This window comes from Bacillus sp. RIT 809 (assembly GCF_016892495.1).
GTDB lineage: Bacteria > Bacillota > Bacilli > Bacillales > Bacillaceae_G > Bacillus_A > Bacillus_A cereus_U.
Genome location: NZ_JAFEMR010000016.1, coordinates 75,874 through 90,085, shown reverse-complemented (window position 1 = coordinate 90,085; position 14,212 = coordinate 75,874). Strand labels below are relative to the sequence as shown.

Genomic DNA, 14,212 nt, shown 5'->3' with positions numbered 1-14,212 from the left:
TTGACTACTGGTAAGGTCTATTGTACTATGCATAATATAGTCAATCAAATTGACTATATTATGTTGGTAGAACAAATAATGATTTATATAAATAGAATCAATGGAGGTTTCACATGGTTAATATCGTTAAAATTAGAGGAAGTGTATTTGCACCATATGCATCGCTGGAACCTATTAAGGATCCTGCAACAGGAAGAGTGTTTGAATATGCCGGAGATGCACGTGAGTTTACACCATACGCTGTGAACACAAAGCGTTCAAGATTAGAACAAGAAGTGAATATTGATTTTTATAAAAGAGAAATTTTCACATATGCAGATGCTTGTATCGTCACTGTGAAGATTACAAATCCAGATGGCTCAATTGAGTATCAAAAAGGAGAAACAAGTACAGAGAACATTACATGTACAAATATTGTATGGAGTGAAGATGAAGTTTCATTTGAGATGAGAGCAAGTGCAAGTAATCCGTTAAACGCGGCAGCACCTGCAGCTGATTATTTTTTGACTATACGAGTTAATGAAAGTGGTACTGTGCATGTTGAAGGTGTACATGATGGTTTCCCTTGCTATGAATTTTATAAACAAATAGACTTTGGTTCATTTGAATTAATATATACACATGATTTCAGAGAAACGGATGATACCCCAGCAGCACTAGCTGGAGAAATGGAATATAGCTTTAAAACGACAATCTAGATATAAATATAGCGCTATTTTTTAGAAGGAAGTAGCAAACATAAAAGAGAAAGCTATTGGTTCTAGGATTGAAATTGTGGTCTATTTTATTCAATAGTATGCAGTATATAAAATTAGAATTATAGGGGTGTTTCTTATGACGAATATCGTTAAAATTAGAGCCAGTGTATTTATTCCAATGTCTTGGACGGAACCGAATAAGGATGTACAAACAGGGAGAGTAATACAATTCGAAGGTGATTCACGTGAATTTACACCACATGCGGTAAATACTATGCGCTCTAGAGTTGAGCAAGAGGTAGTAGTGGATTTTTATAAAGAAGAAGTGTTTTCATATGCGAACACGGGTATTACGACAGAGAAGGTTACAAATCCAGATGGTTCGGTGAATAAAAGAACAGGAAAAGCGAGTACTGAAAATATTGTGTGTTCCGATATTATGTGGAATTCTGAGGGTGTGCAATTCAAAATGAGTGCAAGTGCTAGTAATCCGTTAAATGTGTATGCCCCTCCTGTGGACTATTTATTAACTGTATGTGTGAAAAAGGATGGCAGTATCGATATTCAAGGAGAACATGATGGATTCCCTTGTTTCGAATTTTATAAGCAAGTAGATTTCGGTTCATTTGAACAAATTTATACACATGATTTTAGAAAAACTGGTGATACAGCTGAAGCGTTAGGTAGAGAGATGGATTATAGTTTTACAAAGAGATTATAGGAAGTATGACAATGGAACGATGGGTTACTTCATTCGTGAATGAAATGAATTTTTTGTAGTAGATATATTGTATTAGTCATATTATCCCCATGTTTGAAGCTCGTATAGTTACAAATATGGGATAAAAAGAAATGTGAGGAATGTATATGACAGTGAAAATTAGAGTTTATTCTGATTTTATTTGTCCATTTTGTTTTTTAGCTACTGCCCCTTTAGATGGGGGTGCAAAGGAAAAAGATGTAGAAATAGAATGGATGCCACTTGAATTACGCCCTATCCCGCATCCTAAAGTTAATCCATGGACATTGCCTTATGTGATAGAAGCTTGGAGCTCGTTCATTCATTCTACTGCTAAAAAAGTAGGAATAGAAATGAAATTACCTCGTTTATCGCGTCCGTATACTCATTTGCGATATTTACGTACCATGAAACAACTAATTACACAGTCTACAACTGAAATTCTCTTTGATTTCGAATGCCTTACAAACAAAATATTAGCACAAATGTTCGTGTGACGGTATAATTATAAGTATCTTAAAATTAAAGGAGGTCTTGCCTTATGAGTCAAAGAATTTCCTACTATGATGTTGCACCTGATGGCATGAAAATTATGATGGATATGGAGAAGTACACTAAGAAGTCTACAATTAATCGAATTACTAGAGAACTTATAAAGATTAGAGTCTCTCAAATTAACGGTTGTGCTTTCTGCATAGATATGCATACATCCGATGCTCGTAAGATGGGTGAAACCGAACAACGAATTTATTGTTTGAATGCTTGGAATGAATGTGATTTTTATACACCTGAAGAGAAAGTTGCTCTTGAACTATCTGAGCATATTACTCTAATTCCTACTAAAAGAGTTCCTGAAGACCTATATAAGCGAGTACGTGAACACTATGACGAGAAACAATATGTTGACCTTGTTTTGGTAATCAATCAAATCAACAGTTGGAATAGAATTTCTATTGCAATGGGAAATACAGCAACTAAAAAATAATTGCTCTCAACGAACGGAAAATAAGAATAAAATTAAAGATGTTTAAAAAATCACAATACGGTCGTTTCATTTTTCTTTATTATGCAGTTATCATAAACTGTGACATAACCAAATTTATAAAAGTTATTGTTTCATCCTTTATAACTTTTATAATAATATTATCTTGAAACACGAAGGGACTGAACTATGCGCAGATATCAATATCTTGACCCCAAAATAAAAACATAATGGAGGTAAAAATATTGATTACAGAACTACAAACCGAAAGATTAGTTTTAAGAAAAATGAAAGCATCAGACTCAGCTAGCATGTTTACAATTTGGTCTGATCCAGAAGTTACAAAATTTATGAATATCAATAGTTTTACTGATGAAAGCCAAGCGGTAGATATGATTGAAATGATTGATAAGCTATCTCGGGAAAACAGAGCTATTCGTTATTCGATAATTGAATTAGAATCAAATGAAATTATCGGTTCTTGTGGTTATAATTCATTTGATTTCAAAAACGCCAAAGCAGAAATTGGTTACGATATTAGTAAAGCTTTTTGGGGTAAGGGATATGCGCCAGAAGCCATTCTCTCTTTAATGGATTATGCGTTTAGTACTTTAGAATTCAATAGAATAGAAGCAAAAGTTGAATCTGAAAACATTAATTCAATAAAAGTCTTACAAAAGTTAAACTTTACATTCGAAGGGACAATGAGAATGTGTGAAAAATCTAATGAAAAGTTTATTGATCTAAGTATTTATTCAAAATTAATAACAGATTAACTTATATTGCTTAGCCTATATTCCTTAAAATGTAGGCTATTCTTATATCTTCTATTTCAAAGTTTAAATAATTTAATAAGTCGAACAGTATTTGTCTACACTTCATTATAAACTATACACTACCGTATTTTTAAACAACTTTGTTATTGAAATGGAACAGTTTAACAGCGTAGCAATGCGGATTCACGCCCTCAAAATTAAACAACTTTATTATTAGTCAGTAAAGGCTGTCGATTAAGAGTTAGAAAAGGGTAAAGAGAATAAATTAGATGGACTACAATGCAGTGCATTTTTACTATACCCTAGAAGGTTTGACAAAAAAACAAACCGCTTTACAATATACCCTCAAGGGTATATGATATTATACAAAGTTAAAAAGTAATGTATAATATAGTTATAATTACGGAGGTGGTCTACAGTGGAATATAATCAAGATATGAAAAATAGATTGAAACGTATTGAAGGTCAAGTTCGTGGTGTGCTTCGCATGATGGAAGAGGGAAAAGATTGCAGAGATGTTATTACACAGTTAACTGCATCCCGTTCTGCGCTAGATCGTACAATTGGACTCGTTGTGGGAACAAATTTAGAGCAATGTTTGCGCGAGCAGTTTGAAAAAGGTAATGGCTCAAATGAAGAGTTAATTAAAGAAGCTGTTCAATTACTTGTAAAAAGCCGATAATCTGTCAAACATATGTGTTGACAGATTTTCAAAAACATTTTAATATACCCCTACAGGTATAAGTGTAATGATTAGGGAGGAAATGATTATGAGTATAAAAGTTGATACGAGTTTAGACTGTAAAGGATTGGCTTGTCCGATGCCAATTGTGAAGACGAAAAAGGCGATGGAAGGGTTGGCAGCAGGGAAAGTTATTGAAATAGAGGCGACGGATAAGGGATCGACGTTAGATATACAAAGTTGGTCAAGTAAAGTAGGGCATCAATATATCGGAACGAAACAAGAGGGAAAAGTATTAAAGCATTATGTACGAAAATCACACGAACATGAAGTGAATGAAGTTGTGAAATATCCTCATACAATTACGAATGGGGAATTGCAAAATATATTATTAAGTGGTGAAGAGTGCACTGTATTAGATGTTCGTGAAGAAGCGGAATTCGCCTTTGGTCATATTCCATCCGCAATTTCGGTACCGTTAGGTGAATTAGATAGTGCTATGTTAGACCGTGCGAAACCTATTTATGTTGTTTGCCGAACTGGTAATCGTAGTGATATAGCGTGTCAAACGTTGAAAGAAAAAGGTTTTTCAAACGTGAAAAATGTCATTCCAGGTATGTTAGAGTGGCAAGGAAATATGGGGAAATAAAATTTTTTAAATGAAAATATACCTACGGGGGTAATTGTATGATCGCTAAGATGTTACAAGCAAAAGATGTCGCAGAGAAAGTTTTATTCGGAGAGTTATTTATTTTAGATGTTCGGAATGAAGCGGATTATGAAGAATGGAAAATTGAAGGGAAACAAATTTCTTCATTGAATAAACCGTATTTTGATTTATTAGATGGTATAGAACATATTGTAGATGAATTACCGAGGGAGAAAGAGATTTTAGTTGTATGTGCGAAAGAGGGTTCTTCTCAGTTTGTTGCAGAGCAATTGTTAGATGAGGGTTTCAATAATATTTATTATTTAGCTGGCGGTATGAAAGCTTGGAGTGAATATGTAAAGCCGTTAAAAGTAGGGGATGTACAGGGCGGAGGAAGTGTATATCAATTTAACCGTCTTGGAAAAGGCTGTTTATCTTATATGATCGTCTCAAACGGTGAAGCAGCAGTTATTGATGCAGTCAGAACGGTTGAAGCATATGAAGATTTTGCGGAAGAGCATGGCGTTACTATTACGAATGTCATGGATACACATCTACATGCAGACCATATTTCTGGAGGACGTAAGTTAGCTGAAAAAGTAGGTGGTACGTATTGGTTACCTCCAAAAGATGCGGAGGAAGTCGTTTTCTCATATAAACCGCTTGTTGAAGGATCTGTTATTACGGTGGGGGGTACCAAAATTGAAATTGACGCATTATACTCACCGGGGCATACGATTGGAAGTACATCATTTATTGTAGATGATTCCTATTTATTATCAGGTGACATTTTATTTGTAGATTCAATCGGGCGTCCAGATCTTGCTGGTAAGGCTGAAGATTGGGTGAGTGATTTACGAAATACATTATATAAGCGCTATAAACAATTATCTCAAGAGTTAATTGTTTTACCAGCTCATTATTCAAAAGTAAGTGAAATGGATGAACGAGGCATTGTGAGTGCGAATTTACAAGATCTATTTAAGGAGAATATAGGATTAAATATTGTCGATGAGATAGAGTTTCGTAAAACTGTGGCAGAGAATTTACCACCTCAGCCGAATGCTTATGAAGAAATTCGTCAAACGAATATGGGGAAAATCCATCCGAGTGTGGAAGAAGAGCGTGAAATGGAGATTGGTCCAAATCGTTGTGCAGTTCATGAATAAGGATATAAAGTGAAACTTTAATCAGTGGGGATTTTACTGCCCGCAAATAGCGGGATAAACAAAAAATGGAGGTATAGATGATGAATATAAAACAAGTATTAGATGCGAAAGGTTTAGCATGTCCGATGCCGATTGTAAGAACGAAGAGAGCGATGGATACTTTACAATCTGGAGAAGTGTTAGAAGTACATGTAACGGATAAAGGATCAGTTAAGGATATTCCAGCATGGTCAAAAACAGGTGGTCATGAAATAGTAAAGCATAATATAGAAGACGATGTGCTGAAGTTTTGGATTAAGAAGGCGTAGTGAAGAACTAGTTTTGTAAATGCGGAGAGGGTGGTTATATGAATACAATATTAAGTACGCTTTTCATTGTACTTGCTGCATGGTTTGTTATTTCACGTTTTTTACCGGTGAAAGGTGTTCAAAATATAAATGGAAAAGAATTAAAGAGTATAGTGGGAAAAAAGGGAAAACAGTTTATCGATGTTCGTACAGTAGGTGAATATAGAGGAAATCATATGAAGGGATTTCAGAATATCCCGCTAAATGAGTTAGTTAGTAAAGTAAATCAGTTAGATGAAAATAAGGAAGTAATTGTTATTTGTCAGAGCGGGATGAGAAGTAAGCAAGCAGCAAAAGTATTAAAGAAATTAGGATTTCAGCGCGTTATAAATGTTTCAGGCGGTATGAACGCTTTGTAAAGGGAAAGTAGTATCGGGTGTAGCTAGATAATTGGAGCCTTTTTACAATTTTTAAAATACCCCTATGGGTAATTAAAAGGAGGACAACATGGAACATCAGAATAAAACGACGATTGTTTTATTTAGTGGAGATTATGATAAAGCGATGGCAGCTTATATTATTGCAAATGGTGCAGCGGCGTACGATCAAGAGGTGACTATTTTTCATACTTTCTGGGGCTTAAATGCCCTTAGGAAAGATGAGCATGTGAAAGTAAAGAAAACGTTTATAGAGAAAGTGTTTGGAAAAATGATGCCGCGCGGCGCTGATAAGATGGGATTATCAAAAATGAATTTTGCTGGTATGGGGCCAAAGATGATTAAAGGTATTATGAAGAAGCATAATGCGATGCCTTTGCCTGATTTAATTGATATGGCGAAAGAACAGGGAGTTAAGCTTGTAGCTTGTCAAATGACAGTAGATTTATTAGGGTTAAAAGAGGAAGAGATTATGGAAGGGGTAGAGTTTGCAGGAGTAGGTGTATATTTAGCAGATGCTTCGGATGGGAATGTGAATTTATTTATTTAAATCACCTTCTTTTTAGAAGGCGGGGGATACAATATGAGTTTAACAGTGCTACTTTTTATTATTGGGTTTATAGGGTCGTTTATTTCAGGAATGGTTGGGATTGGCGGGGCAATTATTAATTATCCGATGATCTTATACATGCCAGTATTGCTAGGATTTGCTGGATATACATCACATGAAGTGAGTGGTATTACAGCGATTCAAGTATTCTTTGCAACTTTTGCAGGCGCGTGGGCGTATAGGAAAAGTAACGATATGGATAAAACGTTAGTTGTGTATATGGGAGCTAGTATATTAATAGGAAGCTTTGTAGGTAGCTTTAGTGCGAATTTATTAAATGAGCATGCTGTAAATGTTGTTTACACATTACTAGCTACTATTGCGGCTATTATGATGTTTATACCAAAGCGAAGCAATCGTAAGGGGACAGAAGGAGTTACGTACAATAAGTGGCTCGCTAGTTTGCTAGCCTTTATTGTAGGAAGTGTTTCCGGCATTATTGGGGCTGGTGGTGCGTTTCTTTTAGTCCCGATTATGCTAGTTGTTTTAAAACTACCGATACGTACAACAATAGCAACATCTATCGCTATTACTTTTATTTCCTCGATAGGAATTACTACTGGGAAAGTGATTACTGGACAAATAGTTGTTATTCCGGCTCTTATCGTTGCGATAGCAAGTTTATTTGCCGCTCCTCTTGGAGTGAGAGTAGGGAAGAGAGTGAATCAAAAAGTTTTGCAGTATGTATTGTCTACTTTAATTGTAGGAACTGCGATAAAGATGTGGGTTGATATGATATCGAAATAAAAAGATGGTGCTCTTGTAGCACCATCTTTTTATTTACGCCCAAATAACTTTCATTAAGTTCTTATATTCATCGTTTGCCAGTTTATATAGCATTCTCGTATGTTCAAAGACAAGTGCGGGATTAAAGTTTGGTTCTGAGAATGCAAGAGATGTTGAAATATCAATTGCATTTTGTTTGTTTAGCGTGAATTTTGCAAATCGATAAGATGTGTTTAATTCATTGATGACATGTAAAATGTCATTTTTTGATGTTGAATCAGGTACAAGAGCAACATTGAAGCAGTATATATCCACAGCAGGATGTTCGCTTTGGAAAGCAGCGATAAGTTGAATCTTTGCGCCAGCTTCTGTTTCTAACCCTACTGAAAAATGTACCGAACCATCATTTTCATCTATATTTTCTTCCATGTATATATCGTTTGATTTTAAGTACTCTTTAAAATCTGAAATGTTATGTTTTACTGCAGCTTTCATATGTGTGAGCCCCCTGATAATTGGAATAGATTACTATTATTTATTATAATTTAAAAATATTAAAAAAGATAGTTGGAAAGTTCTGATTTTTTATTTTAAAAGCATTAAAAAGAAGCAGTGCTCTACCTCCATAGAGCACTGCTTCACTTTATTCATTGTCATTAGACGATGTTTCTGTATCTTCACTGTTATTTTTATTCTTATCTTTAGTTTCATTGTTACTTGATTCGCGTTCACTCGTATTTTCAGACTTAGATTCTTTTGTTTTCTCTGAGCTTGTTTTTTTCGAATCAGAATCAGAATCAGATTTTGTATAGGCAGGTAGTCCAAGGTGACTACGAAGTTCGTTTGTAACATTAGCTAATTCTTTTTTATCTGGATTGTAGTAGTAAGTTCGGCCACCACCAGGAGATTGACTACATGTATCATCACCTTTTGCCATGTAACAGTCTTCACCTTGAATTTGTAATTTCTCAATTGAAGAATCTGCTCCGTATTTATAGAATGAAAGCATATCATCGAATGTTAAGTTCGTAACGAATTGGCCATTAATGTCATCAATGATGTTACCAACTTTTGTTACTGATCCAACGCTCGTTAGTTTCTTTAAAATGGCTTCAATAACGAGTTGCTGACGTTGACCACGCATCGCATCACTATCGATGTGCCTTGTTCTAGCAAGAGCAAGAGCTTCTTCGCCATTTAACTTTTGAACACCTTTTTGCAGATGAATTGCCTCAGCAGTATCATTGCTATCTTGCTCAGTAAATTCAACTGGTACATCAACTTCAATTCCGCCCAAATCATCGACGATTTTTATAAATGATTTAAAGTTAAATTTTACAAAGTAATCGACAGGAACATTCGTTAATTTTTCAACTGCATCAATACTTGCTTGTGGTCCACCATCTTTTCCATTTTTGGTAGAACCGAATGCATGAGCGTGTGTAATTTTATCTTTTTTCTTTTCTACTGGAATATAAGTATATGTGTCTCGTGGAATACTTAATAGTTTTACCGTTTTGCTATCTTTATTAAACGTTGCAAGTAATAATGCATCCGTTCTTATAGCTTCACCATATTCTTTCCCGCGGACATCGCTTTCATCAACACCCATGATTAAGACAGAGACATTGTTTGTAATAGGTTTTACAGCCTTATCACGTAAATCAGATTTATCACCGCGCGCTAAATCGTGAGCGGCATTTCGAATAGCAGAAGATGCTTTATTTACTAAAAACCAAGTATAACCGCCACCTACTATTAAAAAGAATAAAATAGCGCTTATAATAATTTTTGTTTTTTTCTTACTTTTTTTCGGTTTACTTCGTGTATTTTCTTGCAAAGATGGGTTTTGCTCCATTGATTGTACTCCTTCATTTGGATTGAAATACGACACTCATATCCACTTATTATAATGAAATTTAGCGAAAAAAAACATTACAAATCATTTACATTTCGTAAAAATTCAATTTATTTATAAAAAGTCAGATTTTCTATATTTTATTTTTAAGATGTAGAACAAGTATAATGTGTTTTAGTAGAAATGAAAATATGTATTGTGAGAAAGTGATAGAGAAGTAAGATTTGTTGAAATATAGCCAAGAAGAAGCGATTAGCTTTACATTCATTTTTTATATAATAAAGAAGTATTCTACGGATGAAGGAGAGAGCGTAATGAATCATACATCATTCCGAGCAATTGTCGTGAAAGAAAAGGAAAATAATCTATTTGAAAGAACGCTTGTTGAGAGAGAAGTAAATAGTTTACCTGAAGGAGACGTATTAATACGTGTTCATTATTCTTCATTAAATTATAAAGATGCCCTTTCAGCTACTGGTAATAAAGGTGTAACGAGAACATACCCTCATACACCAGGCATCGATGCAGCGGGAGAGGTAGTTAGTAGTGGAAATAACGCCTTTCAGGAAGGCGATCAAGTTATTGTAACTGGATATGATTTAGGTATGAATACTTCTGGTGGTTTCGGAGAATATATTCGCGTGCCATCCTCTTGGGTCGTTCCTTTACCAAAAGAAATGTCTTTGAAGGAAAGTATGATGTACGGGACAGCAGGTTTTACAGCTGCCTTATCGGTATATAAGCTCATTAGAGCGGGAATTACGCCTAGTACGGGAGATGTTTTAGTAACGGGTGCTACGGGCGGAGTAGGCAGTGTAGCAGTTAGTATTTTAGGAAAGCTAGGATATAGCGTAGTAGTGGCAACAGGGAAAATGGAAGAGAAAGAGATGCTGCTACGTTTAGGGGCAAAAAAGATGATTCGCCGCGCGGAGTTGAGTGATGAATCAGGAAGACCGATGCTTAAAGGAATATACGCTGGGGTTGTCGATACTGTAGGCGGAAACATGTTAGAAAGTTCTTTAAAGGTAGTTAAGTATGGAGGCTGTGTAACAACGTGTGGTAACGTAGCAGGGCATGAATTAAATACAACTGTATACCCATTCATATTACGAGGGATTAGCCTTTTAGGAATAGATTCAGTTCAATGTCCAGTAGATGTGAGAAGAGAAGTATGGGCATTGCTAGCAGATGAGTGGAAAAATTCAGAGCTATTATCTTATACAGAAGAATGTACATTAAAAGAATTAGATGAGAAGTTTGCACTTATACTGCAAGGAAAGTTAAAAGGGAGAACGGTTGTAAAGATGAAATGAAAAAGAGAGACGCTCATTTGAGCGTCTCTTTTCCTATTATAATGATTGTTTTAAATTTACTTTTCCTTGTTCACCTAAAACGCCATCAGCAATATTTACAGCGTGATCACCGATACGCTCTAAGTTACTTACCATATCAACGAAAATGATGCTTGCATCACCTGAACAGCTACGTTCGTTCAGACGTAACACATGACGTTTACGAAGAACACGTTCCATTTGGTCAATTTTACGTTCTTTTGCAATAACCGTTTGGGCTAGTTCAGTGTCGAAGTTTGTTAAAGCATTGATTGCATCTTGTAATGTCGAAATTGTTAATTCAAGCATTTCATTTAATTCAGTTAGTGCTTCATCTGATAGTGAAACGCGGTTTGAAATTTGGAAATCTACAAGTTCTACTAAGTTTTCTACATGATCACCAACACGTTCAATATCTCCAACAACACCTGCTAGAACTGAATGCTTTTCAGAGTCTGTATGTGAAAGTGGTTTTTCTGATAGTAAAACTAAATACTCGGTAATTTTTTTATCTAAATTGTTAATAGCTGCTTCTAATTGCGTAGCCATATCAGCGTGTTTCTTTTCTTGTGTATTTAAAAATTGGTTTGCTTCTTTTAATCCTTGTAAAGAAAACTCAGCCATGCGAACAATTTCTTTTTGCGCTTCTGTTAGTGCGATAGCAGGAGATTGTTCAATAAAGATTGGATTTAAATGTTGCGGTTTGAAATCAATAGCAGAATCTTCGCCGCGAATAAGTTTTGTTACAATCCATGCTAATACAGCGATGAATGGGAATTGAATAAGTGCATTTGTTACGTTAAATGTTCCGTGGGCAAATGCGATTGTCATTTCTGGATTTAAGTTTAATGATGTTTGGAAATATTGAATTAAACTTGTAAATGGTACTAATAAAATCGTAAAGATAATTGTACCGACGATATTAAAGATAACGTGAACTAATGCTGCACGTCTTGCTGCAATAGAAGTACCGATTGCTGCTAATACAGCTGTAATTGTTGTACCGATGTTATCACCGAATAATACAGGAAGGGAAGCTTGTAAATCGATTGCACCCTGGCCGAATAGTTCTTGCAAAATACCGATTGTCGCACTTGAACTTTGTACGATTAAAGTGAAGACTGTACCAACAACGATTCCTAAGATTGGGTTATCACTCATGCTAACCATTAATTCTTGGAATGATTCTAAAGAACGAAGAGGTTTCATACCTGCGCTCATCAATTCTAAACCAAAGAATAACATACCAAATCCGAATACGACTTGACCTAAAGACTGTACTTTTTTATTTTTAAAGAAGAATAATAAGATTGCTCCGACTGCCATAATTGGAAGAGCATATTCTCCGATTTTAATTCCGATAATAAATGCAGTAACTGTCGTTCCGATGTTTGCACCCATAATAACACCAATTGCTTGTCTTAATGTCATAAATCCGGCACTTACAAGTCCGACTGTTAAAGCGGTTGTTCCTGAACTTGATTGAATTAATACTGTAACTAACATACCTGCTAGTACACCCATAAGAGGGTTTGTAGTAAAACGATCTAGAATATCGCGAAGACGATCTCCGGCTGCTTGTTGCAGTCCATCGCCCATGTATTTAATCCCGAATAAGAAAATACCTAATCCACCAATGAACTGGAAGATCATATCTTGAATATTGTATTCCACGCATTCCACTCCTTAAATTTCATGTACGATGTAATTATTAACTAAACCTTGAGGCACTGTAAACGGTTTGTCTATAAATTTTACACTAAATTTACAAAGTACTAAAAAGTTTACAATTCTTTAAAGAAACTCCTGGATTTAATTGGTTTTCATGCATGGTATCTCACTATTTCGTAAAGAAGTCACATTTATCACACTATTTATTAATAGTAAAAATAGGAGAGATAAACTATCCAAATTGGGTGTGCTAAGTAAAGTTTCACTTTATTTATAATGGTTCTTTGCATATTTTTTGATCAAAGTTAGAAAAATATGTAGGGGAAATGGGGAGGTTTGAAATGAGTGTACTGATGAAAGTGAAAAAATGATTGAAGTATATTAATCCACTTCTTTGGAGTGCTTGCAACATTAAAAAAGAGCAATTCGCATATGAATTTGCCCTGGTTTTTTATGTTAAAAAAGTTTGAGTACTTCGTATTGTAAAAACTGTGTGCAGTGTGCTTGTTTATCCTGCTATTTGTGGGAGATAAAGCTACCCACTGATTAAAGTTTCACTTTATTAGGAGTTGTCGTTATGTTTCAAGTTTATGACGACATTTCCCTTTTTGTGTCCTTTTTCAACATATATGTGAGCCTCAACAATTTCCTCAAAAGTGTATTGCCTATCAATGATCACTTTTATTTTACCGTTCTCAACTAGTTCTTTAAGGAAATTTAATGCTTCGGAAGTTTCAGGTGCGTTTTGACTTAATATGAGTTTCATGTGACTTGTCAATTTAGTCCAGAGCATTTGAGCACTTGGTAACGGTTCAACGATATTTATATAGGTACCATCTTCCTTTAACATTTTAATACACTCTGCAAAGGTACTCTTATTTACGGCTTCAAAGATAACATCATAAGCTCCGTCTATAGTAGAAAAATCGCTTGCGGTGTAATCAATTACTTCGTCAGCCCCTAGGGACTTTACTAATTCTAAATTTGAGCTACTGCACACCCCTGTAACTTTTGCGCCGAAATACTTGGAAATTTGCACTGCATAACTTCCGACACTTCCAGAAGCTCCGTAAATAAGAATGTTTTGACCGCTTCGAACGTTAGCTTTCCTAAGGAAAAACAAGGCTGTACGTGCTCCAATTGGGATGGCTGCGGCTTCTTCATAGGATATATTGGAGGGCTTCATGCACACTGCTCCATCTTCAGGTATACAAATGTACTCAGCATAAGAACCGAAATTTGCTTGGGTAGCAGCAAAAACTTGGTCTCCTTTTTTAAATCGTGTGACGCCTTTTCCTACCGATTCAACTTCACCAGCCAATTCCATTCCTAGTATTTGTTTTTTCGGTTGCTTAAAGCCAAGTGCGATTCGAGCGGGTAGCCAAACAGAAGAGGGAACTGTAAAACTTCTTGAACGAATATCTCCTGCTGTTACGGTTGTCGCATTAATTTTTATTAGTATTTCATTGTCTTTAGGTGTAGGTTTTTCAACTTCTTTCAATTGAAGTACGTCGGGGGGACCATATTTTGTATACAATATTGCTTTCATTAATGTTTCCTCCAATTCGTTCTATATATTAATATCATACGAACAACA

General features: G+C 35.3%; 16 protein-coding genes and 1 pseudogene. 13 read left to right on the top strand and 4 right to left on the bottom strand.

The features are described from left to right. The first annotated feature begins 113 nt into the window (after positions 1-113). The 12 genes and pseudogenes from JTF23_RS17970 to JTF23_RS17915 all read left to right on the top strand — a co-directional run bounded on the left by JTF23_RS17970 (position 114) and on the right by JTF23_RS17915 (position 7,776). Positions 114-698: a DUF3238 domain-containing protein gene (locus tag JTF23_RS17970; RefSeq protein WP_204209330.1), complete on the top strand. Its 585-nt coding sequence runs from the start codon at positions 114-116 to the stop codon at positions 696-698. A 136-nt stretch (positions 699-834) separates the two neighbouring features. Then, entirely contained in the window at positions 835-1,419 is a 585-nt protein-coding gene (locus JTF23_RS17965) for a DUF3238 domain-containing protein (protein WP_204209329.1), read from the top strand. A gap of 146 nt (positions 1,420-1,565) precedes the next feature. Further along, a pseudogene (locus JTF23_RS17960) lies at positions 1,566-1,835 on the top strand (DsbA family oxidoreductase); the annotation flags it as partial. A 143-nt stretch (positions 1,836-1,978) separates the two neighbouring features. Beyond that, positions 1,979-2,422 (top strand): carboxymuconolactone decarboxylase family protein, encoded by a 444-nt coding sequence (locus JTF23_RS17955; protein WP_002010721.1) that lies wholly within the window; start codon positions 1,979-1,981, stop codon positions 2,420-2,422. 242 nt (positions 2,423-2,664) lie between these two features. Further along, on the top strand, positions 2,665-3,195 hold the full coding sequence (locus tag JTF23_RS17950) for a GNAT family N-acetyltransferase (RefSeq protein ID WP_204209327.1): 531 nt from the start codon (positions 2,665-2,667) through the stop codon (positions 3,193-3,195). Positions 3,196-3,613: 418 nt separating this feature from the next. Then, positions 3,614-3,877, top strand: coding sequence for a metal-sensitive transcriptional regulator (locus JTF23_RS17945; protein ID WP_002159198.1), 264 nt, complete (start codon positions 3,614-3,616; stop codon positions 3,875-3,877). 88 nt (positions 3,878-3,965) lie between these two features. After that, positions 3,966-4,526 (top strand): sulfurtransferase TusA family protein, encoded by a 561-nt coding sequence (locus JTF23_RS17940; protein WP_204209326.1) that lies wholly within the window; start codon positions 3,966-3,968, stop codon positions 4,524-4,526. 38 nt (positions 4,527-4,564) lie between these two features. Next, positions 4,565-5,695, top strand: coding sequence for an MBL fold metallo-hydrolase (locus tag JTF23_RS17935; RefSeq protein ID WP_204209325.1), 1,131 nt, complete (start codon positions 4,565-4,567; stop codon positions 5,693-5,695). 77 nt (positions 5,696-5,772) lie between these two features. Then, positions 5,773-6,003 carry a sulfurtransferase TusA family protein gene (locus JTF23_RS17930; RefSeq protein WP_002150428.1) on the top strand — a complete coding sequence of 77 codons (231 nt, stop codon included), beginning with the start codon at positions 5,773-5,775 and terminating at the stop codon, positions 6,001-6,003. Between the two features lie 38 nt (positions 6,004-6,041). Continuing rightward, entirely contained in the window at positions 6,042-6,401 is a 360-nt protein-coding gene (locus tag JTF23_RS17925; protein WP_204209324.1) for a rhodanese-like domain-containing protein, read from the top strand. 88 nt (positions 6,402-6,489) lie between these two features. Next, on the top strand, positions 6,490-6,969 hold the full coding sequence (locus JTF23_RS17920) for a DsrE/DsrF/DrsH-like family protein (protein ID WP_204209323.1): 480 nt from the start codon (positions 6,490-6,492) through the stop codon (positions 6,967-6,969). Between the two features lie 33 nt (positions 6,970-7,002). After that, on the top strand, positions 7,003-7,776 hold the full coding sequence (locus tag JTF23_RS17915) for a sulfite exporter TauE/SafE family protein (RefSeq protein WP_204209322.1): 774 nt from the start codon (positions 7,003-7,005) through the stop codon (positions 7,774-7,776). Positions 7,777-7,809: 33 nt separating this feature from the next. Here the strand turns inward: JTF23_RS17915 and JTF23_RS17910 are convergent, their stop codons facing one another. Together JTF23_RS17910 and JTF23_RS17905 are read right to left on the bottom strand one after the other, a co-directional pair. Next, entirely contained in the window at positions 7,810-8,250 is a 441-nt protein-coding gene (locus JTF23_RS17910; RefSeq protein WP_002010734.1) for a hypothetical protein, read from the bottom strand. A 148-nt stretch (positions 8,251-8,398) separates the two neighbouring features. Further along, positions 8,399-9,613 (bottom strand): LCP family protein, encoded by a 1,215-nt coding sequence (locus JTF23_RS17905; protein ID WP_204209321.1) that lies wholly within the window; start codon positions 9,611-9,613, stop codon positions 8,399-8,401. A gap of 314 nt (positions 9,614-9,927) precedes the next feature. Here JTF23_RS17905 and JTF23_RS17900 point away from each other — a divergent pair, with 314 nt between their 5' ends. Next, a complete protein-coding gene (locus JTF23_RS17900) occupies positions 9,928-10,926 on the top strand; it encodes a YhdH/YhfP family quinone oxidoreductase (RefSeq protein WP_204209320.1) in 999 nt (332 codons plus the stop codon). A 36-nt stretch (positions 10,927-10,962) separates the two neighbouring features. Here JTF23_RS17900 and JTF23_RS17895 read toward each other — a convergent pair whose 3' ends face one another. Both JTF23_RS17895 and JTF23_RS17890 read right to left on the bottom strand, forming a co-directional pair. Continuing rightward, entirely contained in the window at positions 10,963-12,618 is a 1,656-nt protein-coding gene (locus tag JTF23_RS17895) for a Na/Pi cotransporter family protein (RefSeq protein ID WP_002159186.1), read from the bottom strand. Positions 12,619-13,177: 559 nt separating this feature from the next. Then, positions 13,178-14,164 carry an NAD(P)-dependent alcohol dehydrogenase gene (locus JTF23_RS17890; RefSeq protein ID WP_204209319.1) on the bottom strand — a complete coding sequence of 329 codons (987 nt, stop codon included), beginning with the start codon at positions 14,162-14,164 and terminating at the stop codon, positions 13,178-13,180. Positions 14,165-14,212: the final 48 nt, after the last annotated feature.